Origin of the sequence: Flavobacterium psychroterrae (genome assembly GCF_018380615.1) — a bacterium.
GTDB classification, from domain to species: Bacteria; Bacteroidota; Bacteroidia; order Flavobacteriales; family Flavobacteriaceae; genus Flavobacterium; species Flavobacterium psychroterrae.
The window spans coordinates 34,340-57,853 of the sequence record NZ_JAGYVZ010000002.1 but is presented as its reverse complement, the minus strand read 5'-3'; the positions used below and the strand labels follow the sequence as shown (position 1 = coordinate 57,853).

The 23,514-nt window shown below is 34.4% G+C and carries 14 protein-coding genes; 10 read left to right on the top strand and 4 right to left on the bottom strand.

The genetic code is table 11. From position 1 onward, the window contains the following. Positions 1-7 precede the first annotated feature (7 nt). The 4 genes from KHA90_RS02085 to KHA90_RS02070 all read right to left on the bottom strand — a co-directional run bounded on the left by KHA90_RS02085 (position 8) and on the right by KHA90_RS02070 (position 8,443). Positions 8-2,884: an alpha-amylase family glycosyl hydrolase gene (locus KHA90_RS02085; protein WP_213294543.1), complete on the bottom strand. Its 2,877-nt coding sequence runs from the start codon at positions 2,882-2,884 to the stop codon at positions 8-10. 79 nt (positions 2,885-2,963) lie between these two features. Further along, positions 2,964-3,785: a SusE domain-containing protein gene (locus tag KHA90_RS02080; RefSeq protein WP_213294534.1), complete on the bottom strand. Its 822-nt coding sequence runs from the start codon at positions 3,783-3,785 to the stop codon at positions 2,964-2,966. Positions 3,786-3,802: 17 nt separating this feature from the next. Further along, on the bottom strand, positions 3,803-5,431 hold the full coding sequence (locus KHA90_RS02075; RefSeq protein WP_213294531.1) for a RagB/SusD family nutrient uptake outer membrane protein: 1,629 nt from the start codon (positions 5,429-5,431) through the stop codon (positions 3,803-3,805). Positions 5,432-5,467: 36 nt separating this feature from the next. Continuing rightward, complete coding sequence (locus tag KHA90_RS02070; protein ID WP_213294528.1) at positions 5,468-8,443, bottom strand: SusC/RagA family TonB-linked outer membrane protein; 2,976 nt, start codon at positions 8,441-8,443, stop codon at positions 5,468-5,470. Between the two features lie 235 nt (positions 8,444-8,678). Here KHA90_RS02070 and KHA90_RS02065 point away from each other — a divergent pair, with 235 nt between their 5' ends. The 10 genes from KHA90_RS02065 to KHA90_RS02020 all read left to right on the top strand — a co-directional run bounded on the left by KHA90_RS02065 (position 8,679) and on the right by KHA90_RS02020 (position 23,512). Continuing rightward, positions 8,679-9,710: a LacI family DNA-binding transcriptional regulator gene (locus tag KHA90_RS02065; protein WP_213294525.1), complete on the top strand. Its 1,032-nt coding sequence runs from the start codon at positions 8,679-8,681 to the stop codon at positions 9,708-9,710. A gap of 179 nt (positions 9,711-9,889) precedes the next feature. After that, positions 9,890-11,242: an MFS transporter gene (locus KHA90_RS02060; RefSeq protein WP_213294522.1), complete on the top strand. Its 1,353-nt coding sequence runs from the start codon at positions 9,890-9,892 to the stop codon at positions 11,240-11,242. A gap of 21 nt (positions 11,243-11,263) precedes the next feature. After that, positions 11,264-11,917: a beta-phosphoglucomutase gene (pgmB, locus tag KHA90_RS02055; RefSeq protein ID WP_213294514.1), complete on the top strand. Its 654-nt coding sequence runs from the start codon at positions 11,264-11,266 to the stop codon at positions 11,915-11,917. A 136-nt stretch (positions 11,918-12,053) separates the two neighbouring features. Further along, positions 12,054-14,357 carry a glycoside hydrolase family 65 protein gene (locus tag KHA90_RS02050; protein ID WP_213294512.1) on the top strand — a complete coding sequence of 768 codons (2,304 nt, stop codon included), beginning with the start codon at positions 12,054-12,056 and terminating at the stop codon, positions 14,355-14,357. 26 nt (positions 14,358-14,383) lie between these two features. Beyond that, entirely contained in the window at positions 14,384-16,498 is a 2,115-nt protein-coding gene (locus tag KHA90_RS02045) for a glycoside hydrolase family 97 protein (RefSeq protein WP_213294510.1), read from the top strand. 124 nt (positions 16,499-16,622) lie between these two features. Continuing rightward, positions 16,623-17,444 carry a hypothetical protein gene (locus tag KHA90_RS02040; RefSeq protein ID WP_213294508.1) on the top strand — a complete coding sequence of 274 codons (822 nt, stop codon included), beginning with the start codon at positions 16,623-16,625 and terminating at the stop codon, positions 17,442-17,444. Between the two features lie 109 nt (positions 17,445-17,553). After that, positions 17,554-19,431: a glycoside hydrolase family 13 protein gene (locus tag KHA90_RS02035; protein WP_213294506.1), complete on the top strand. Its 1,878-nt coding sequence runs from the start codon at positions 17,554-17,556 to the stop codon at positions 19,429-19,431. Positions 19,432-19,695: 264 nt separating this feature from the next. Continuing rightward, positions 19,696-21,285 (top strand): alpha-amylase family glycosyl hydrolase, encoded by a 1,590-nt coding sequence (locus KHA90_RS02030; protein WP_213294504.1) that lies wholly within the window; start codon positions 19,696-19,698, stop codon positions 21,283-21,285. 200 nt (positions 21,286-21,485) lie between these two features. Next, positions 21,486-22,163, top strand: coding sequence for a glycerophosphodiester phosphodiesterase (locus KHA90_RS02025; protein WP_213294502.1), 678 nt, complete (start codon positions 21,486-21,488; stop codon positions 22,161-22,163). Positions 22,164-22,303: 140 nt separating this feature from the next. After that, positions 22,304-23,512 carry a BaiN/RdsA family NAD(P)/FAD-dependent oxidoreductase gene (locus KHA90_RS02020; RefSeq protein WP_213294499.1) on the top strand — a complete coding sequence of 403 codons (1,209 nt, stop codon included), beginning with the start codon at positions 22,304-22,306 and terminating at the stop codon, positions 23,510-23,512. Positions 23,513-23,514 lie beyond the last annotated feature (2 nt).

The window sequence follows — 23,514 nt, the reverse complement described above, 5'->3', positions numbered from 1 at the left end:
CGAAATATTACTTCTTAATAAATTTCATAACCTGAACTTTACCCTTTTCATCATTCGCTTTAACTACATATAAACCTGTTTTTAATTCGCTTACGCCAAATTGAAAATCCGAATTTTTATTGGCATTAAAACTTTTAACCAATTGACCTGAAACACTATAAATCTGAACTTTAGTAGTGGTTATATTCAGGGTAAAATAATCTGAAACGGGATTTGGATATAGATTAACTGAATTTCCTTTTTCGAAATCGGCGATTGCTAAATTGGCTGGTTTATTACCGTAAATTCTGTATTCGCCGGCAGGAATATTCATAGCCAAATTTACATCTGTAACATTAATCATTGTATTATCCATTAAATCATACCACGTTCCGGCATATTGAAATGCTGTTGGAATATTTTGTGCAATTACATCAAAATTTGCCAGGATTAATACATCTTTTAATTGTGTTGCAGATAAATTATTATCGCTTATTTTTATGTTGACTGCCAATGAACTTACACTTGCCATTGTAGCAGTTCCTGAAAACACAGGCTCTTTTATTTTAAGCGTAATCATTTTTGCCCAATCGTTGTAAATTTTATTTCGGTTTGAGTTTCCTAACCAATTATTTAACCATTGAGGCTGTGGTTTTTTATCTAATTTACAATCTCCTGAAATGGCATCAAAATCTGAATTTACTGTATTATCATTACAAGTAAAAATTGAATTTTCCCAACCTAATTCTCCAAAATGCCAAATCATTTTAGGACCCGGAACTAATAATGAAACCGCTCCAATTGCAGACATTCTTGACAGAGCAGTATCTATATTTTTCACATTATAAGTTCCGCCAGAATTTCCGTATTGCACGTTTTTATACATGAGGCGTTCTTCGTCATGACTTTCTGCATAACCCATTAAACGATTTGCCGTAAAACCGCGACTTGTACTTGTCATTCTTGAAATATCACTATCAGATGCATATCCCATTGATAATTGATTGTATTGATTTGTCATTTTCCCCCACATCATAACTCCTTTACTTGGCGTTTCGGCAATTCTGTAATTTGCCCATTGCTGTTCTTCGGGATCTGAACCTAAATGCTCGAAAATCGTGTAATGTGTAGGATCTAAACTCCAGGAATAATCAGCATATTTCTTTAGTACATCTACTCGATCTTGTTGGTAAGAATCTGTACAGGAACCATCATTTGCAGTACAATTTTGCGTAAATCCTTTGGTTAAATCCCAACGAAAACCATCAATTTTATATTCCTCAATCCATTGTTTGACCACGCGTTCTACATAATTCTGCGTTTTTAATGATTGATGATTAAAATCTTCACCTACATTATAAGCATGTTTTGCAACGGTATTAAAATACGGATTCTCGATAGTTGGCGAACCAAAACCATCTCCATCAGGATCATTCATCCACATTCTCACCATAGGATTTCGTCCGAAAGCGTGATTTAACGCCACGTCAAGAATTACTGCGATTCCGTTTTGATGGCATAAATCAATCAACTCTTTTAATTTATCCGATGTTCCATAAAACTTATCCAAAGCCATGTGAAATGATGTATTATAACCCCAGCTTTCGTTGCCTTCAAACTCCATTACAGGCATTAATTCGATTGCATTTATTTTTAATGTTTTAAAATATTCCATCTTATCAATTAAACTTTTATAATTTCTGGCGGCATCAAAATCACGAACCAAAACTTCATACACTACTAATTTTTCCTTTTCAGGTTTTGCAAAATTGGTTACTTGCCAGTTGTACGGAGTTTGTCCTGTTTTTAATACTGAAACTTCAAAACTTTGTCCTGCTGGATAAACAGGCATATTAGGATATGAAGTTGCCGGAATCGTAGCATCATCATAAGGTGACAAAACTAAAGTAGAATAAGGATCTGCGGTTTTCACTAATGAAGGTGAATTTGCTATTGGCGTTGTTTCGACCACCCAATATTGATACGTATTATTTTCACCCGAAACCAATCCCGTTAATTCTAACCAAAATTTACCCGTAACAGGATCTTTTTTCATGGCATAGGCCGATGAAGGCTGCCAGTCATTGAAATTTCCGGCAACGTAAACAAAATCTTTTAAAGGTGCATCCAGAACCAACGTCGCTTTTGTAACATCGGCAGCATTATAATTGATTCCGTCAACTAAACCTGACGGCATAGTTTCTGAAACCGTATTGGGATTCACAACAACCGAAAACTTTTTTACAACTGTCGTAACTCCTTGCGTTACCGATAATTCATAAGTTTGATTGCTGGTAATATCGGTATGAGAATACGAATAATTTGAAGTGCTTGCGTTTGTGTCGATTAGATTTCCGTTTGCTTTTAACAAATAACTTGCTGCTCCATTTGTATTTGTAGCAGTAATATTAAACCCCGAACCCGAAGTTATAATTATAGCACTATTTTCGGCAGGAGTTGTTAAACTTACCTGAAACGATCCCACTTTTACAAAAAAATCAGAACACGAAGGAGCTTGTTTTAATGTTTGAGAACCGGCTGCATTTCTAAACACTAAACCCATTTTTGTAGCTTCATTTTGCTGAATAGTTGTGAGTCCAAAATAAACGCTTGGTGTAATTGTAATGCTCCATGTATCATCTGCGTTTTTGGTCATTAAACCAATTCCGTCATCAGCTCCCCAATTTCCTTTTGCAGATGCCCACGGATTTGCTTCTGATCCAATTCCGGAATGCATATATACTTTTGTGGGATTAGCTCCCATTTCATTACAATCTGGCGATGCAAATGAAGCTGTAATTGTTACAGGTTCATCGACCTGAAATATAGCTGGCGAAACTGTAATCTGCTGCGAATTTGCAACAACAGACAGTAGAAGTAAAAATAATAGTACAGTTTTTTTCATAATGTGGTTGGTTGATTGGTTAGTTGGTATAAAAAAGGGCTACCTTATAGATAGCCCTAATTAATATGTACATTAAAAATTAATCTAATGTTATCGTTTTTGCAACGTTGTCAATTTTCAATACTCTTGAACCGGTTGGTCCTGTATATTTGAAATTCTGATCTCCATCACCGGCATTTTCTAATTCTGAATCGATAGCATAACCAGCATCTTTATAATATGGAAAGTTATGACTGTTATCTGAACCCCAGTTCCCTCCGCTTGTAAAGTCATTTTTTAGAAATTCTCTAAATCCTTCTCCGCTTTTAAGAACGATAGTTACCTGATAGATATTAGTTTGACCTGCAACTAAAGGAAATTCAGTTTCAGCATCTCCCTCCCAAGACCATCCTCCCGGTGTAGCCGCTCCAACTAACCAGTGAGAACTAGCTAATGGTACGTGATAAGGTGTAGCTTTAATTGTAAAAGTATTAGAGTATTGAGGAATCCCTGAAGCTCCTACAACAGATTTAATACGAATATCAACATTGTTTACTTCTTTCTCTACAAAACCGCCATTCACTAATGCTGAATTTAATTCTTCAACTGTCAATTCTTGTGAAACCGCAGTTGTGCTCACTACAGTTACCGGACTAGCAAAATTAGTTCCTGCTTTTGCAACCTGAATAGTATAATTTACTATTGTTTGTGGTCCGGTATACGTTGCTTTATTCCAAGTAACAGTTGTGGCAACGTTTTTCTCAGTTTCTTTTGATAGCACAATACTAAAAGCAGAGGTTGGTGTTAATAATACAGGAGCAGTTCCTGCATCAATAACAGGTCTGTTCTCAACATCATCAGCATTACATGAAACCGCCAAAACACCAATAAATGCGATTAAAATTTTATATATATTTTTCATTTTAATGTTTTATAAAGTTAGTATCCAGGATTTTGTTTCAAAGTTGGATTTGCCTGGATATTTCTTGCAGGAATAGGCATTAAATCTCTGAAAGCTTCTGTAGCGTTTCCATTTATAGAACCACCTTTCCATTGCCAGATTTTAGAACCCCCTGAGAATTTTCCAAAACGAATTAAATCTGTTCTTCTGTGACATTCCCAGAATAACTCTCTTCCTCTTTCATCTAAGATAAAATCAAGTGTTAATTGAGGAAGTGTAATTGCTTGTGCATTTGCTCTTGCTCTAATTTGGTTAACATACCCTAAAGCTGTAGTAATGTTACCGCTTGCAGCTCCTCTTAGAGTTGCTTCAGCATACATTAAATAAGCATCCGTTAATCTGAACATTGGGAAATCGATATCCGGGATATCATTTCTTTGTGCAGCAGAACCATCAGCATTTTTATTGATGTATTTTGTTACCGCATAACCATCTGTAAAAGTCGAAACATTATTGATGTCCTTAGATTGTCCATTTGTATAAAACGTACCTCTTTTATCTCCGGTTGCAGTTGCGTCAGGAAAAAGATTTACAAACTCTCTACGAGTTCTAATCCCTTGCCATCCACCATCCATACCTCTTGACGCTGCATCCATGCTGCCTCCAATAGAAGCGTGCATGATAAAACTCATTCCTCCACCTGTTGCTCTAATCGCATTACCATCACCAACAATTGGGAAAATAACTTCAGATTGAGCACCGTTTCTATTATTATCTGCAGAAAACAAATAACTGTAAGGAACATTTGCAAAAGTATATCCTGAACCAGTAATTATTTCATTACATAATATTGCAGCTTCGTTATTTTTGTCTACACCCGCATATACTTTGGCATTCAAATAAACTTGTGCTAATAAAAATTTAGCAGCAGTTTTATCCACTCTTCCGTATTCATTTGCTTTTGAAGCCACTAAACTATTGTCTAAGTCTTTCAATTCAGATTCAACAAAAGCAAAAACTTCTGCTCTTGTTTTTTGTTCCGGATAAAAGAATCCAACTGGATCTTTCTCAGTTGTAATTGGTACATTCCCGAATAAATCCATTAAGTTGTAATAAGAGAAAGCTCTTAAGAAACGAGCTTCGGCTCTAAAATTAGCGATTTCAGCTTTTAAGTTTGCATCAACACCTCTTTCAGTTAATTTCTCGTCTGTAGTTTGTCTTAAAAACTCATTTGCAACACTAATATGGTAAAATGCTCTTGAAAAAGTTCCTTCTAAAAATTCATTTGCAGGAGACCAGGTTTGAGCGTTTAATGTTGGTAAAGTACCATCGGCCCAAGCAATAATTGCTTCGTCTGTACTAAATTCCTGTGTTACAAAAAGTAATCTTAAGTAACTGCTAAAGTCACCGCCAAGTCCTGCAATATCTGGATTTTTTCCAGGAATCGTAGCATCTCCATCTCCATCATTACCACCTACGTACAAACCTGCGTATAATTTAGCTAATACTTCTTTGTACGATTTAGGATCTTGAAAAAAGGTTTCAGATAAAAATTCATCATCATCCTTTGGCGTCACGTTTAAGTCGTCCGTACACGAAGTAAGCGTCATACTAATCCCTAAAACGAATAGGAAAAAATAAGATATATATTTAAATGATATTTTCATTTTGTTTGTTTTTAAATTTTTGATTTCAGTCTACTATTAGAAATTCGCATTTACTCCAAACAAGAATGTTCTTGCTCTAGGATATACATTATTATCAATTCCGTTGAATTTCTCAGGATCTAAACCATTGTATTTCGTTAGAATGAAAACATTCTGAACTCCAGCTGTAAATCTTAAAGAAGCTGCTTTTATGATTGTTTTATCAAAAGTGTATCCAAGTGTAACGTTATCTAATTTTATGAAAGAAGCATCTTTTACAAAATAGTCAGACAAGTAACGTGATGTACCATTATCTTCAAAAGTAAAACCAGTATTATAGTAATCTGAACTTACGTTAGATAAATCAGTTTGTCTTCTTAATCCAGCATCAGAATATCCTAAATTAGAACTTACGTTATCAAAAATTTTGTTTCCAACACTTGCTCTCCAGTTCATTGTAAAATCAAACTTTTTGTAGTTTAAAGTAGAGAACAAACCAAAAGTATAATCCGGAGCCGCTTTTCCTGCTCTGTAACGATCAGCTGTATCAATTTTTCCATCTGCGTTTCTGTCTACATAAGCTCCTGCAATAGGTCTTTTGTTAGCATCGTATAATTGCTCATACACAAAAAATGAATTTGGTGAAAATCCTACTGAGTTGATAAGGATTTTATTTCCGTTTCCACCCGCGATATTATCTCCGGTTAAATAACCTTGAAAACCAGGAACCGTAATTCCTAATTCAGAAATATTCTGATCAATGTAAGTTGTATTAAAAGCTACATTCCACGTCAAATTATCATTTTTAACAATATCAGAAGCGATACTAAATTCAACTCCTTTTGTTCTTACACTACCAATATTAAAGAAACCTTGGTTTCTAAGATTCGCACCATCAGGAACTGCAATATCTGCTAATAAATCTGTTGATTTTTTATCAAAATAGTTAATAGATCCTGTAATTCTGTCGTTAAGGAATCCGTAATCGATACCAACGTTAGATTCTGCCAATTCTTCCCATTTGATGTTTTCGTTATATCCTTCTGGTCTTGCCGTAGAATAAACAGTATTACCAAAAACGTATTGTGAGTTAATTGTTCCTAAAGTTACTCTGCGTAAATAATCATATTGAGCAGAGATATCCTGTTGACCCGTTGTACCGTAACCAACTCTTAATTTTAAAGTTGAAACAGTGTTATTATCTTTTAAGAAAGCTTCTTCAGATAAATTCCATGCAAAAGCACCACCTGCAAAATTTCCCCATCTGTTATCTTCAGAGAAACGAGAAGTTCCGTCTCTTCTGTAATTTAAAGTCAATAAATATCTGCTGTCATACCCTAAATTCAAACGTCCGAAGAACGATTGTAAGTTAACATCAGGATCTGTAGCAACATCCTCATTAGGATTTGGCTGTCTTGTTTCACCAGATGAATATTTTTCTTTTTGAAACAATTGGTAGTTATAACCCGCAGTTGCATCAATTTTAATTTTACCAATATCTTTAGTATAATTCAAATAAGCATTTAAGTTTTTATTTTGAAGCGCATCAGTATAACTTGAGTAGTTTCCTAAATTAACATAAGCCGGATCACTAAACGCTTTTGGCTGATATCCTAAAGCACTTTGAGTACTTACTTCAGTATAACCGCTACTGTCAAATCTATCAATACCTGCTTCAGCAACAACTCTCAAATCTTCAAAAAAGTGAAGTTTATAATCTACTCTAACATTTCCCCATTTTCTGGTAGAAGTTGCTCTTCTGTCATCTTGGTTTAATCTTGCAACAGGATTTCTTGCCGGTAATAACGGTAAGTTTCCGGTTGGTTCTAACCATTCGTAATATCCTCCGTAACGAGAACCTGCCTGATATACAGATTGAGTTGGATCAAATCCGATGGCGCTTCCAATAATTGCACCTTCATCCTGAAATTGATTTTTTCCGAAAGATAAATTTCCGCTAATATCGATTTTTAAATGATTATCAAATAAAACCGGATTTAACGATATCGATGTCGTAGTTCGTTCAAAAGAAGTGTTTCTTAGGATCCCAGGATTATCAACATTTCCAACAGATAAACGTACTGGTAATTTGTTGAACAAAGCACCACTTACAGAGATATTATTGTTAGTTGTCAAAGCAGTATGAAAAATTTCATCTTGCCAGTTTGTATTTGCATTTCCTAATAACGCTTGTTGCGCAGGAGAACCTTTTGTATTTACTAATTCACGGAATTGATCTGCACTCATTACATCAACAGTATTCGCTACAGTATTGATACCTATTTGAGAACTAAAGTTAACTTTTACACCACCTTTTGATCCTTTTTTAGTTGTAATAACAATTACACCATTTGCAGCACGAGAACCGTAAATTGCAGCAGCAGAAGCATCTTTAAGAACCGTAAATGATTCAATATCATTAGGGTCAATTGTAGATAATATACTTGTTGCACCACTTGGAACTGCATTACTTAACGGAAGTCCGTCTAATACAATTAAAGGCTCATTTGAAGCATTTAATGAGGATCCACCACGGATTCTAATATCAGCTTTTGCTCCCGGAGCTCCTCCACCGGTTACATTAACACCCGATATACGACCGCTAATTAAACTTTCTGGAGTAACGTTAATTCCTTTATTAAAATCTTTAGCAGCAATTTGTGATACAGAACCAGTTGCATCTTTTTTCTTAACAGTACCGTAACCTACCTGTACAACAACTTCCTTAAGTTGGTTTGTATCTTCTTCTAAAGTAACCGGTAATGTTTTTTGTCCGTTAAAGACTATAGTTGACGTTTTATATCCAATAAATGAAACCAAAATTTTGTCTCCATTTTTTAAATTCGATAACTGAAATTTACCGTCAAAATCTGTTGATGTTCCACCCGGAGCACCTTGTACACTTACATTTACTCCTGGGATTGGTTGTCCCGTTGCCAAGTCGGCAACTGTTCCGGATAAAGTACTTTGAGCTAGTACACTAAACGGTAACAGAAGGAATAAAAATAACAACTTTTTGTAAATTGTTTTCATACTTTTTGTTTAAATTAGTTTGAGTTTTTGAATGTTAGTTAAGTTTTTAATTTTACTTCGAATTTCAAAATTAGGAATTTATTAACATGGTCAACCACTTACAATTTTTAATGAGTTACGAAAACGTGATAGTGTTGAAAACTTTCTATATTTTGTAATCTTTTCAGTCAAAAAATGACAAATCAAAAAATAAAAGATACCTTTATTAACAATTAGATTTTTTTCAATAATAACTATGAAACGCAAAATAACCTTAAAACAGATTGCAAGGGAACTTGACGTCTCTATTTCAACTGTCTCAAAATCACTTAGAAACAGTCTTGAAATAGGCGAAGAAACACGTTTAAAAGTTCAGGCTTTTGCAAAGTTTTACAACTACAAACCCAACAATATTGCTCTTAGTTTAAAAAATCGAAAAACCAAAAGTATTGGTATTATTATTCCGGAAATTGTACATTATTTTTTCTCTACCGTAATCAACGGAATTGAACAGGTCGCGAACGAAAATGGCTACAGCGTTGTCATTTGTTTATCTGATGATTCGTTTGATAAAGAAGTCCTGAATATGGAAATGTTAGCCAATGGAAGTATTGATGGTTTTATCATGTCACTTTCTAAAGAAACCCAATACAAAGGTGATTTTCACCACATTACCGAAGTTATCAATCAAGGAATGCCGGTTGTAATGTTCGACCGCGTTACAAATGATATTTTATGCGATAAAGTAATTATTGATGATAAAGCAGCTGCTTACGAAGCCGTACAAAGTTTGATTGACAATGGAAGAAAAAAGATTGCTCTTGTTACAACAGTCGATTATGTAAGTGTGGGGAAATTAAGAACCGATGGTTACGAAAAAGCGCTATTAGACAACGAATTACCATTCAACGAAGATTTAATCATAAAAATTGAAGACGTAGATACTTGCGAAATCACCATCAGCCAACTTTTACATGACAGAGCTTTTGATGCTGTTTTTGCTGTAAACGAACTTTTTGCCGTAACAATTATCAAAACGGCCAGTAAAATGGGACTAAAAGTTCCGGAAGATCTCGCCGTAATTGCTTTTACAGACGGAATTATATCTAAATATTCTACGCCAAGTATTACAACTGTAAGTCAAAGTGGGGAAAAAATGGGAAATAAAGCCGCTAAAATGCTGATCGAAAGACTAGAAGCAGGACACGATGATGACGAAGAAGAAAACGAAAATTACACTACAGAAGTTATAGAAACACATTTGATAAAAAGAGAATCTACTGATTAATTTTCTTAAAATCAACACATTCTAAGACCATAAATTTTATTTATGGTTTTTTTATGATTTGAATTAAAAAAATAATTAATACTTTTACGCCTGCTCAAAGCTTTTACTTTTACTTCGAACCATAAGTAAGTTTTGATAAGCAAAGCGCTTATCGTCTAATTAATTTTTTAATTACGATAATGGAAAAGCGTAAATTAAGTTTCTGGGAAATTTGGAACATGAGTTTCGGTTTCTTGGGAATACAAATGGGGTTTGCACTTCAGAATGCAAATGCCAGCAGAATTCTTCAAATTTTTGGTGCCGATGTACATGAACTTTCATGGTTCTGGATTATTGCTCCCCTTATGGGATTAATAGTGCAGCCTGTTATTGGTCATTACAGTGACAAAACCTGGGGAAGATTTGGAAGACGAAAGCCATTTTTTCTTGTTGGTGCTATCTTAGCTTCAGTTGGATTAATTTTAATGCCACAAGCTAATATTTTCATTTCAGTTTTGCCTGCTTTATGGGTTGGAGCCGGAATGTTAATGATCATGGACGCATCTTTCAACATTGCAATGGAACCTTTTCGTGCTTTGGTTGGAGATAATTTAAGAACAGATCAGCGTACTGCGGGTTTTAGTATTCAAACTTCATTAATTGGTTTTGGAGCCGTAATTGGTTCCGCTTTACCTTATGTCTTAACCAATTATTTTCAGATTTCAAACAATGCAGTTCCCGGAAGTATTCCTTTAAATCTGAAATTATCATTTATAATTGGAGCGGCAGTTTTAATAGCTTCTATTCTGGTAACTTTATTTACAACAAAAGAATATACTCCTGAAGAATTAGCCAATTTTGAAGATCCTCAAAGTGAAGTCGATGTTCCTTCTGAAGAAAAATCAAAACTTACAGACATTTTTACCGACTTTGCAAAAATGCCAACAACAATGCGTCAGCTAAGTTGGGTACAATTTTTCTCATGGTTCGGATTATTTGGAATGTGGGTTTTTACAACTCCTGCCATTGCGCATCACATTTACGGATTACCATTAAGCGATACTTCAAGCCAGCAATATCAGGATGCGGGAGATTGGGTTGGAATTTTATTTGGAGTTTACAACTTAGTTTCTGCTATTATCGCATTATTTTTCCTGCCTTACATCGCTAAAAAAATCGGACGAAAATCAACTCACGCAGTTTCATTAATCATTGGAGGAATTGGATTAATCTCCATTTATTTCATGCCAAATGAAGACTGGGTTGTATTGCCAATGATTCTCATTGGAGTTGCCTGGGCAAGTATTCTGGCAATGCCGTACGCAATTCTTGCAGGATCAATTGCCCCTAAAAAGATGGGAGTTTACATGGGAATTTTCAACTTCTTTGTTGTTATTCCTCAAATTGTAAACGCACTTATTGGAGGTCCAATTGTAAAATACCTTTACAATGGAGACGCTATTTACGCATTAATTACAAGTGGAGTCAGCTTTTTAATCGCGGCTCTTTTAGTTTACAAAGTAAAAGATGTAGACGACACTATTCAAAAATAATAAAGAACAATCTCTAATATAATGAACAAAAAAGCATTCATATTCGACCTTGATGGCGTAATCGTTGATACCGCTAAATACCACTTTTTGGCTTGGCAAAAAATTGCTCAGGCGCTAAATATAAACTTTACACATGAAGACAACGAGCTTTTAAAAGGCGTAAGCCGGGTTCGTTCGTTAGATATTATACTTGAATTAGGAAACGTTCAGGCTTCGCAGGAAGACAAAGACAAATGGTTAATTCAAAAAAATGAAGATTACTTATCTTATTTAGTTGACATGGACGAAAGCGAGATTCTTCCAGGAGTTTTTAAAATTCTACAACTATTGAAAGAAAAAAACCAGGGAATTGCATTAGGCTCTGCGAGTAAAAATGCACGACCAATCCTTGAAAAAACCGGAATCCTTTCGTATTTCGATGTTATTGTTGACGGAAACGACGTTACCAATGCCAAACCAGATCCGGAAGTTTTCTTAAAAGCGGCTCAATTACTCCATATTGATCCAAAAAACTCAATTGTATTTGAAGATTCTGTTGCCGGAATTCAGGCAGCAAACATAGGTGAAATGGTAAGTGTGGGAATTGGTGAGAAAACAATTTTACATGAAGCTGATTATATTTTTAAAGATTTTACCGAAATCGAAACAAGCTTTATCGAGCAGTTAATTGGATAATTAGAAAATGTGTCAATGAGATAATGCTCTTATCGACAAATATTCTAATGCTGCAATTACTAAATGAATGTAAAAAGTTATTAAAAACTAAGGCAATTATCTAATTATCAAATTGCCATATTATCTAATTTGAAAAATGAATCAAGATTATATAAAACCAGACAACTGGTCCATCATAGAAGAAGGATTTGATGCCGAACGAGTAAAATCGTCTGAAAGTCTTTTTAGTATCGGGAACGGTGCCATGGGACAACGCGCCAATTTTGAAGAAACCTATTCCGGAGAAACTTTTCAGGGAAGTTATATTGCCGGAATTTATTACCCAGACAAAACAAAAGTGGGCTGGTGGAAAAACGGATACCCAAAATATTTTGCGAAAGTATTAAACGCTCCAAACTGGATTGGAATTGACGTTGAAATCAACGAAGAAAATCTTGATTTAAATACCTGTACCGAGGTTAGAAACTTCCGCAGAGAATTGAATATGAAAGAAGGTTGGTACAATCGTTCTTTTGAAGCTACATTAAAAAATGGAACCGAAATTTCTGTAAACATTCGTCGTTTTCTTTCTTTGGATTTGGATGAAGTAGGAATTATCAAATATGAAATTACGCCTTTAAACAAAGACGCCAAAATTGTTTACAAACCTTATATTGATGCAGGTGTAACGAATGAAGATGCCAACTGGGAAGAAAAATTCTGGGAACCTCTTGAGGTAAAAAAATCAAATAGCGACGCTTTTGTAACTGCGCAAACTTTTAAAACGCATTTTAAAGTTACGACTTTCATGCACAATACGATTTTTGCAAACGGAGAAAACGTAAATATTTCGCCTTCAACAATCGATTCAACATCAGATAGAGTTCAGTTTACATACGGAACTATTATCGCAAAAGGACAAACCTCATCCATTCAAAAAATTGGTGGATATACTGTTTCTTTAAACCACGATAATACTTTGGCTGCAGCCGAAAAATGCATTAAAGCTGCCGTTAATTTAGGATATCATACTTTACTTCAAAATCAAATCGATGCCTGGAGTAAAATCTGGGAAATGTCAGATATTACCATTGAAGGCGATGTAAAAGCACAACAAGGAATTCGTTTCAACATTTTTCAATTAAATCAAACCTATTTAGGAAAAGATTCTCGTTTGAATATTGGTCCAAAAGGTTTTACCGGAGAAAAATACGGCGGATCTACTTATTGGGATACCGAAGCATATTGTATTCCGTTTTATATGGCAACTAAAGATCAGCAAGTTGCAAGAAATTTATTGACATATCGTTTCAATCAATTAGATAAAGCGATCGAAAATGCCAAAGACAATCTAGGCTTCAAAGATGGAGCGGCTTTGTACCCAATGGTTACCATGAATGGTGAAGAATGCCACAACGAATGGGAAATTACGCACGAAGAAATCCACAGAAATGGTGCGATTGCTTTTGCGATTTTCAATTACAATCGTTTCACCGGAGATTACTCTTATATTCCTGAAAAAGGATTGGAAGTTTTAATTGGTATTGCACGTTTCTGGCACCAAAGAGCTTCTTTCTCTAAAGACAAAAATCAATACGTTATTCTGGGGGTTACAGGTCCAAATGAATACGAAAATAACATCAACAATAATTTCTATACCAATTATATTGCAAAATGGTGTATTGATTATGCATCGGAACAAATTAAAAAAGTGTCTTCCGAATATCCTGCAGACCACAAACGAATTATAGAAAAAGTAAATCTTTCTGCGAATGAAATTCAGGAATGGAAAAAAGTCGCTGATAATATGTATTTCCCAAAATCAGAGGATTTGGGAGTTTATTTACAGCAAGATGGCTTTTTAGACAAGGATTTAGTTCCTGTAAAAGACTTAGATAAATCTCAACGCCCAATCAACCAAAAATGGTCTTGGGATCGCGTTTTACGTTCGCCTTATATTAAACAAGCTGACGTTTTGCAATGTTTTTATTTCTTTGAAGATCATTTTTCTAAAGAAGAATTAAAACGCAATTTCGAATTTTATGAGTCGTTTACGGTTCACGAAAGTTCACTTTCGCCTTGTGTGCACTCGATTCAGGCAGCGGTTTTAGATAAAATGGATATGGCATATACTTTTTATTTAAGAACTTCTCGCCTAGACTTAGATGATTACAACAAAGAAGTTGAAGAAGGTTGTCATATTACGTCAATGGCAGGAACATGGATGAGTATTGTGGAAGGTTTTGGCGGAATGAGAGTTAAAAATGACCAATTGCATTTTTCTCCAAAAATCCCGAAAGAATGGAAAGGATATTCTTTTAAAATTAATTTCAGAAATCAAATTCTGAAAGTGTCTGTGAATCACAATGAAACCAATTTTACTGTAGATGGCGACCAAGATTTAACAATTGTGGTTAACGGAAATCCTGTAATTGCAAGTAGACTTGTACAAATTAATTAAACTACAATACTTTAAAACTTAAAAACATGAAAAACTTATTTTTCGCAAGTTTAATCTTGTTTGCATTTAGCTCTATCGCAAATGCACAACAATTAAAGTCACCCGAAGGCAAGTTCGTAATGGAATTTTCTCTTCAAAACGACGGAACTCCAACTTACACTTTAAAATACAAAAATAAAGACGTTATCAAAACCAGTAAATTAGGTCTTGAACTTAAAGATGACAAAAAATCTTTATTGAATGATTTTACAGTTGTTGACACAAAAACTTCCACTTTTGATGAAACATGGAAACCAGTTTGGGGAGAAGTTGACAATATCAGAAATCATTATAATGAATTGGCTGTTACTTTGAATCAAAAAGGAACTGAAAGACAAATCGTAATTCGCTTCCGTTTGTTTGATGACGGACTTGGATTTAGATATGAATTTCCAGCTCAAAAAAATCTTACTTATTTCGTAATTAAAGAAGAAAGATCTCAATTTGCTATGGCGGGCGACCACACGGCTTTTTGGATTCCGGGAGATTATGATACTCAGGAATACGATTATACAAAATCTAAATTATCTGAAATCAGAGGTTTATCTGAAAAAGCATTTACAGCAAATGTTTCGCAAAAAAACTTTTCACCAACAGGAGTTCAGACTTCTTTGATGTTAAAAACAAATGACGGCTTATACATCAACTTACACGAAGCAGCTCTGATTAACTATTCGTGTATGCATTTGAATCTTGATGATAAAAACATGATTTTCGAATCCTGGTTAACGCCAGATGCAAAAGGTGATAAAGGGTATATGCAAGCACCGAGTCATTCACCTTGGAGAACAATTATGGTAAGTGATGACGCAAGAGAAATCTTAGCTTCAAAAATGACTTATAACTTAAACGATCCATCAAAAATTGATAATACGTCTTGGATTAAACCTGTAAAATATATTGGTGTTTGGTGGGAAATGATTACAGGAAAAAGTTCTTGGTCGTACACAAACGATTTCCCAACGGTACAATTGGGAGTTTCTGATTTCTCAAAAGCAAAACCAAACGGAACTCACGGAGCCAACAATGCTAACGTAAAAAAATATATTGATTTTGCTGCTGCAAATGGTTTCGACGCTGTTTTGGTTGAAGGCTGGAACGAAGGTTGGGAAGACTGGTTTGGTCACTCAAAAGATTATGTTTTTGACTTTGTAACGCCTTATCCTGATTTTGATGTAAAAGGTCTACACGCCTATGCAAAATCAAAAGGAATCAAAATGATCATGCACCATGAAACTTCAGGTTCTGTTCGTAACTACGAGCGCCATATGGACAAAGCATATCAATTCATGAAAGACAACGGATATGATGCTGTAAAAAGCGGATATGTTGGAGATATTTTGCCTCGCGGCGAAAACCATTACGATCAATGGATTGTAAACCATTATCAATATGCTATCGAAAAAGCAGCAGATTATAAAATTATGGTGAACGCTCACGAAGCAGTTCGTCCAACTGGAATTGCAAGAACATATCCTAACTTAATTGGAAACGAAGCAGCAAGAGGAACAGAATATCAGGCTTTTGGAGGTTCTAAACCAAATCACGTAACGGTTTTACCATTTACACGTTTGATTGGTGGACCAATGGATTATACACCTGGAATTTTCGAAATGGATATCAGCAAAATGAATCCTGAAAACACGTCTCATGTAAACAGTACAATTGCAAATCAATTAGCTTTATATGTTACGATGTACAGCCCGTTGCAAATGGCAGCTGATACTCCGGAGAATTACAACCGTTTTCCTGATGCATTCCAATTTATTAAAGATGTAGCTGTAGATTGGTCAGAAAGTAAATATATCGAAGCTGAACCAGGAGATTTTATCACTGTTGCCCGTAAAGCAAAAGGAACAAACAATTGGTTCGTAGGAAACGTAAACGGAGAAACACCTCGTACATCAAATATTGATTTCAGTTTCCTTGAAAAAGGTAAAAAATATACCGCTACAATTTATGCTGATGCAAAAGATGCGCATTACAAAACAAACCCGCAAGCTTACACCATCAAAAAAATTGCTGTAACAAACAAATCAAAATTATCGCAGTTATCTGCTCCGGGCGGAGGTTATGCCATTAGCATTATCGAAACCAAATAAAACTTTAAAAGACAAGTGATTCACTCAGGATTACTTGTCTTTTTTTAAGATTATTAAATATTATAATTGGAAGCCTTAAAACCATAAGAAAAATCTAGATTTGCTGTAATTAAATCTATATAAAATGAAATACATTATCAGCTTATTTTTATGTCTCTTTCTTATTTCCTGCAATCAAAAAAAGGAAACAATTTCTAAAACAAGCAATGAAAAAAAATCAGATTCTTTAGAAAAAAATGAGATCGACAAAACGCTGTTTTCTGTTTATGATTTATCAAAAACAACAACAGCAATCGTAGTTAATCTAAATGATGAGAATTCGTACAACGGAGCTAAGTTTGATGAGATTTTCAGTCGAATCGAAGCAAAAGATTCTTTAAATAATGTTTTATACAGAGACACCACTAAAATTCAAAACTTTGAATATTATGATACTTTAGGAAGTTTCAGACTTATAAAGAACAAAACACTAGAAAGCGAAATAAAAAAAATCATAGATAAGAGTTACTACGTTTATGGCACAAAGGGTTTTTCTAAAATGACAGTAAAGAGCGTCGTTTGTGGAATTGATGAATGTCGAACCAACATTATTGCTCTTACAATTGAAAATTTTGATACCGCTAAAAATGGAAAACCTATTTTTTGCTCTCCACAATTATTAAAAATAAACTATCAAAATAGCTATTTTGACATTGAGAAAAGAATACGCGAATATGATGAAAAGGAAAGCATAAATTATGATTATAAAGACAATATCAAAACCAACGTATTTGCCAATATTGGAGATTATTATTTTGCCTATAACGATGATTTTATGTGGGGAAAAGATCCTGAAAAAAGCAAAAACAAATTTCCCGGAAGAACTATATATATCGTAAAAAAAGATAAACCAATAAAGAAATTCTGGTTTGACGGCTTAGATTTATTTGGAACTCCCTGTGACTAAACTAGTCTTAGCAGAAGATTTTCCTGATATCTTAAAAATGAATTAAAAACAATATAAATATTGAGAAGTCACACGTTCAAATATTTATAGTAAAACCTTAAAAGTTATTATGAAAACTTCAAAAATATTACTTTTTACAAAACAGCTCCTTTCAATAAAAACAATAATTATTGTTCTATTATTCTCTGCTTCCGCGAAAGCGCAAATTCAGAAAGTAGAACCGCCATTTTGGTACGCGGGAATGAAAAATCCAGAAGTACAAATTATGTTCTACGGAAAAAACATTGCACAATACGAAGCTTCGGTTTCGAATAATGTGGTAATTAAAAATGTAGAAAAAACAGAGAATCCAAATTATCTTTTTGTTACAATTGACACACAAAACTTAAAAGCTTCTGAATTGGTTTTCTCTTTCAAAACCAAAAATAAGGTTGCTTTTACGCAGAAATATTCCCTTAAAGAAAGAAGAGCAAATTCTGCAGAAAGAAAAAGCTACGATGCATCAGACATGATGTACCTAATCATGCCGGACCGTTTTGCAAACGGAAATCCTAAAAATGACAGCGATGCCACTTTAACTGAAAAAGGAAATCGCCAAGATCCAAGCGGTCGTCATGGTGGCGATATCGAAGGAATCATTAAAAACTTAGATTATATTTCATCTCTTGGTGCAACAACTATTTGGAGCACACCTTTATGCGAAGACAATGACAAACAGCATTCGTATCACACCTACGGACAATCTGATGTTTACAAGATAGATCCGCGTTATGGAACAAACGATGATTACGCTCGTCTTTCTGCAGAAATGCATAAAAAAGATATGAAACTGGTGATGGATTACGTGACCAATCACTGGGGAATTACACATTGGATGATTAAAGATTTACCAACAAAATCATGGATCAATCAATTTGAAAATTATACACAAACGCATCACAGACGTGAAGTAATTACAGATATTCACGCATCAAAATTAGATCAGGAAGTTTGCGTTGATGGCTGGTTTGTTCCTTCTATGCCCGATTTGAATTTAAGAAATCCTCTAGTTGCAAAATACTTAACTCAAAACGCCATCTGGTGGATTGAATTTGCTAATCTGGACGGTTTTAGAGTTGATACTTACAATTATTCTGATGCTGCAGCAATGGCAAATTGGGCAAAAGCAATCACAAACGAATACCCGAACTTTAATATTGTTGGAGAAATCTGGATGCACAATCAGGCAAATCTAGCCTATTGGCAAAAAGACAGTAAAATTGGCGCGATTGAAAACTACAATTCGAATTTGCCAAGTGTAATGGATTTTACACTTCAAAGTCAGGTTACTTCTGCTTTCAATGAAGACGAACCAAGCTGGGACAATGGGCTGATTAAATTCTATAACAATTTTGCAATGGATTATTTATATCCAAATACGAATAACATTTTAGTTTTTACCGAAAATCACGATACCGATCGTATGAATGATAAGTTCAAATATGATTTTTCAAAATATAAACTGGCCATGACTCTATTAGCAACCGTTCGCGGAATTCCACAATTGTATTACGGTTCAGAAATTGGAATGGGCGGCGATAAAAGCAAAGGCGATGCAGACATCAGACAAGATTTCCCGGGTGGGTGGGCTGGCGACAAAAACAACGCTTTAACCGCAGCAGGAAGAACACCTGAACAGGCTAAATATTTCGATTTTACTGCAAAATTATTCAACTGGAGAAAATCAAACGAAGCAGTTCATTTCGGGAAAATGACGCATTATATTCCAGAGAATAATACTTATGTTTATTTTAGATATACTGATGCCAAAACGGTAATGGTAGTTTTCAATAACAACGCAAAAGAACAGGTTGTGAAGACTAATCGTTTTAAAGAAAATATCAAAAACTTTAAATCGGGTAAAGATGTTCTTACCGGAAAAACATTCGATTTAGCTACTGAAATTAGTTTAGAACCTAAATCGGCTATTGTTTTAGAATTGGAATAATTTTTTAAACACATAGAGACATAGCTTTTCGAACGTAGTAAAGGCGTTTTACTTACATTAACAAACATAGCTATGCGTAAATGATTTGTCATTTATTTTAATCTTTTTATAAGGAATAAAATCTATGTTTCTATGTGTTAAAAATTAAACTCATACTTTTCCGCCACGAATTCACGAATTTTATAAAACAATAATTCGTGAATTCGTGGCGGAATTTTTTATTATAATTTTCTTTCTTTATCTTTAAGATTCATAATAATTTCAATGGATAACGACAATACTTCAAAAACACCTTTTATTTGGGAAGGCGCAAATGTTTATTTTTTACTTACCGATCGCTTTTATAACGGAAATCCTTCGAATGATATCAAATTTAACCGAACCAAAACTGCCGGAAAACTACGTGGTTTTGAAGGCGGAGATATTATCGGAATCATTAAAAAAATCGACGAAGGTTATTTCGATCAATTAGGAATAAATGTTATTTGGCTTACGCCGATTGTGGAACAAATTCACGATGGCGTTGACGAAGGAACCGGACTTACTTATGGATATCATGGATATTGGGCAAGAGACTGGACGACCTTAGATCCCAATTTCGGAACCAAAGAAGATCTTGCCAATCTAGTTAAAAAAGCACACGCAAAAGGTATCAGAATTATGCTTGACGGAGTTATCAATCATACCGGTCCCGTAACTCCCGAAGATCCTATCTGGCCAGAAGACTGGGTAAGAACCGGAGTTGTTTGTGATTACAAATCATTCGAAAACACTACAATGTGTACTCTTGTAGATAATCTTCCGGACGTAAGAACCGAAAGTACGCAGGAAGTGGAATTACCTCCTTTTTTAATTGAAAAGTGGAAAAACGAAAATCGTTATGATAAAGAAATTGAATCATTAAATGAATTTTTCGAAAGAACAAAATATCCAAGAACTCCAAAATATTACATCATAAAATGGTTAACAGATTATATTCTGGAATTCGGAATTGACGGTTACAGATGTGATACCGTAAAACATACCGAAGAAATTGTTTGGTTAGACTTTAAAAAACAATGTGATTACGCTTTTGCAACCTGGAAAAAACATCATCCTTTAGAAGTTCTGGATCAAAATGCGTTTTACACGATTGCCGAAGTTTACGGTTATGAAATAAGCGGTGGATTAGATTATGATTTTGGAGATCGAAAAGTAAATTACTTTCAACATGGTTTTAATAGCTTGATCAATTTTGAATTTAAACTAGATGCCCAAAACGATTATGAAGTAATATTTTCAAAATATTCAGAGCAACTTCAAAATCAATTAAAAGGTTTTAGCGTTCTTAATTATGTGTCTTCTCACGATGATCCCGATCCTTTTGATGCAAATCGTAACCGTACTTTTGAATCTGGAACAAAATTATTGCTTTCGCTTGGAATGTCTCAGGTTTATTATGGTGATGAATCAGGTCGATCGCTTGTAATTGAAGGAACGGAAGGCGATGCAACATTCAGATCCTTTATGAATTGGGATGATATTAACTCAAATGAAGAAACTCAAAGAATACTTTGGCATTGGCAAAAACTAGGGCAATTTCGAAGAAATCATCCCGCAGTTGGGGCAGGAATACATAATATAATTTCGGCAAAACCATATATATTTTCGAGAAGCTATACTAATGATAATTATACCGATCAAGTTGTAATAGGTTTAGATTTAGGAATTGGCGTTAAAGAACTTCCTGTTGATTCTATTTTTAAGGATGGAACCAAATTAAGAGATACTTTTTCGGGTAAAGAAACAGAAGTTCAAAACGGAAAAGCAATCATCGATTCTGAATTCGGGCTTGTTTTATTGGAACTTGCATAATAGAAAGTCCCAAAGTTTTTTTCACGCAGATTTTGCAGATTTGAGCAGATTTAAATTATAAAGATTATCTGCTTAAATCTTTTTAAAATCTGCGTGAAACAAAAACCTTATTAATCCAATAATCTGTGGCTAACTTTTTATCTAATCCTTAGCGCACTTTGCATAAAACTTTGCGACCTTTGCGATTAAACTCTCCATACATGTTAAAAATAGCGCATCGCGGTGCCAAAGGATACGAACCAGAGAATACTTTAAGATCTTTCCAAAAAGCATTAGACTTAAATGCGGACGGAATTGAACTTGATGTTCATCTAAGTTCTGACGGACATATAATAGTAATTCACGATGAAACAATTGACAGAACGACTAATGGAAAAGGTTTTGTAAATACTTTTTCTTTATCCAAATTAAAGACGTTTTTGATTGATGGAAAATATGAAATTCCAACTTTAAAAGAAATTTTTGATTTAGTAGATAAAAAATGCCTGATCAATATAGAACTAAAAGGATTAGGAACTGCCAATAAAGTTGTTGCCCTAATTGAAGAATATATTTTAGAAAAAAACTGGAGTTATGAAGATTTCATTGTTTCAAGTTTTGATTGGGATTTACTGCAAGAAACATCAAATCTAAATTCAAATATTCCCATTGGAGTTTTAACAGAAGAAGATCTGGATAAAGCTTTGGCTTTCGCCGAATTAATAAAAGCGCACGCCATCCATCCTGATTTTCAATTGTTAACTTTGGAAAACACGAAAAAAATGCAAGAAAAAAGATTTCTTGTTTTACCCTGGACAGTAGATGAAGATAAAGACATTCGAAGAATAAAAAGCTATAACGTAGACGGGATCATAAGTGATTTTCCGGATAAACTATAAAGTTAAAATTTTAGCCACAGATTAAAGAATTTACACAGATTTTCAAAATCCTTTTAATCTGTGTAATCTGTGGTAAAAAAATACAAACCAAAATTTAAAATTCGTGCCAATTCTTGTAATTTGTGGCAACCTAAATAAATATGATCAAAAATTTCGACATAATCATTGTTGGCGGAGGCGCAGCAGGTTTTTTTACAGCAATCAATATTGCAGAGAAAAATCCAAAACTGAAAATTGCCATTTTAGAAAGAGGGAAAGAAGTGCTTTCTAAAGTTCGTGTTTCCGGTGGAGGAAGATGCAACGTAACGCACGCTTGTTTTGAACCAAATGAACTAGTCAAATTTTATCCGCGTGGCGAAAAAGAACTTCGTGGACCTTTTCATCAATTTTGTTCGGGAGATACTATTGAATGGTTCGAAAAACACGGGGTAGAATTAAAAATCGAAGACGACGGAAGAATGTTTCCGGTTTCAAATTCATCGCAAACCATAATCGATTGTTTCTTAGAAGCAACCGGAAAATTGGGTATTAAAGTTCTAACTGGACAAAGTGTTCAATCCATTTTTAAAGCTGAGAATCACTGGAAAATTGATACTCAGGATGAAAATTATGCTACCGAAAAATTAGTTTTGGCAACAGGTAGCAATCCTAAAATTTGGGAAATGCTGCAAACACAAGGACACGTTATTGTAAGCCCTGTCCCTTCCTTATTTACTTTCAACATCAAAGATTCCCGTATAAAGGAATTACCCGGCGTTGCGGCACAAGTTACCGTAAACGTAAAAGACACTAAACTGGAATCAACAGGACCTTTATTAATTACACATTGGGGAATGAGCGGTCCGGCTATTTTAAAGCTTTCGGCTTGGGGCGCACGTACTTTATTCGATAAAAATTATCAGTTTACGATTTATGTCAATTGGTTAAATGATGTTGATGCTGAAGATGCTGAAAAAATCCTGAAAGACTTAAAACAAGAACACGCTAAAAAAGCCGTTTCAAAAAAATCTCCTTTTGATTTCCCAAATCGTTTATGGGAAAGTCTGGTTTTAGCTTCAGCTATTGAAGCAGAAACTAAATGGGCAGATTTATCTAAAATACAATTACAAAACTTAGCTTCTCAACTCACAAAAGCAACTTTTCAAGTAAACGGAAAAAGTACTTTTAAAGAAGAATTTGTAACTGCAGGCGGAATTGATTTAAAAGAAATTAACTTCAAAACCATGGAAAGCAAGTTGCATCAAAATCTTTATTTTGCCGGAGAAATCGTCAATATCGATGCGATTACAGGAGGTTTTAATTTCCAAAATGCCTGGACAAGCGGGTTTATTTTGGCAAATAATATATAAAA

What these genes read in the sequence shown, in the direction of transcription:
- KHA90_RS02085 (WP_213294543.1), bottom strand. Translation starts at nt 2,884, where the DNA reads ATGAAAAAAACTGTACTATTATTTTTACTTCTACTGTCTGTTGTTGCA.
- KHA90_RS02080 (WP_213294534.1), bottom strand. Translation starts at nt 3,785, where the DNA reads ATGAAAAATATATATAAAATTTTAATCGCATTTATTGGTGTTTTGGCG.
- KHA90_RS02075 (WP_213294531.1), bottom strand. Translation starts at nt 5,431, where the DNA reads ATGAAAATATCATTTAAATATATATCTTATTTTTTCCTATTCGTTTTA.
- KHA90_RS02070 (WP_213294528.1), bottom strand. Translation starts at nt 8,443, where the DNA reads ATGAAAACAATTTACAAAAAGTTGTTATTTTTATTCCTTCTGTTACCG.
- KHA90_RS02065 (WP_213294525.1), top strand. Translation starts at nt 8,679, where the DNA reads ATGAAACGCAAAATAACCTTAAAACAGATTGCAAGGGAACTTGACGTC.
- KHA90_RS02060 (WP_213294522.1), top strand. Translation starts at nt 9,890, where the DNA reads ATGGAAAAGCGTAAATTAAGTTTCTGGGAAATTTGGAACATGAGTTTC.
- pgmB (WP_213294514.1), top strand. Translation starts at nt 11,264, where the DNA reads ATGAACAAAAAAGCATTCATATTCGACCTTGATGGCGTAATCGTTGAT.
- KHA90_RS02050 (WP_213294512.1), top strand. Translation starts at nt 12,054, where the DNA reads ATGAATCAAGATTATATAAAACCAGACAACTGGTCCATCATAGAAGAA.
- KHA90_RS02045 (WP_213294510.1), top strand. Translation starts at nt 14,384, where the DNA reads ATGAAAAACTTATTTTTCGCAAGTTTAATCTTGTTTGCATTTAGCTCT.
- KHA90_RS02040 (WP_213294508.1), top strand. Translation starts at nt 16,623, where the DNA reads ATGAAATACATTATCAGCTTATTTTTATGTCTCTTTCTTATTTCCTGC.
- KHA90_RS02035 (WP_213294506.1), top strand. Translation starts at nt 17,554, where the DNA reads ATGAAAACTTCAAAAATATTACTTTTTACAAAACAGCTCCTTTCAATA.
- KHA90_RS02030 (WP_213294504.1), top strand. Translation starts at nt 19,696, where the DNA reads ATGGATAACGACAATACTTCAAAAACACCTTTTATTTGGGAAGGCGCA.
- KHA90_RS02025 (WP_213294502.1), top strand. Translation starts at nt 21,486, where the DNA reads ATGTTAAAAATAGCGCATCGCGGTGCCAAAGGATACGAACCAGAGAAT.
- KHA90_RS02020 (WP_213294499.1), top strand. Translation starts at nt 22,304, where the DNA reads ATGATCAAAAATTTCGACATAATCATTGTTGGCGGAGGCGCAGCAGGT.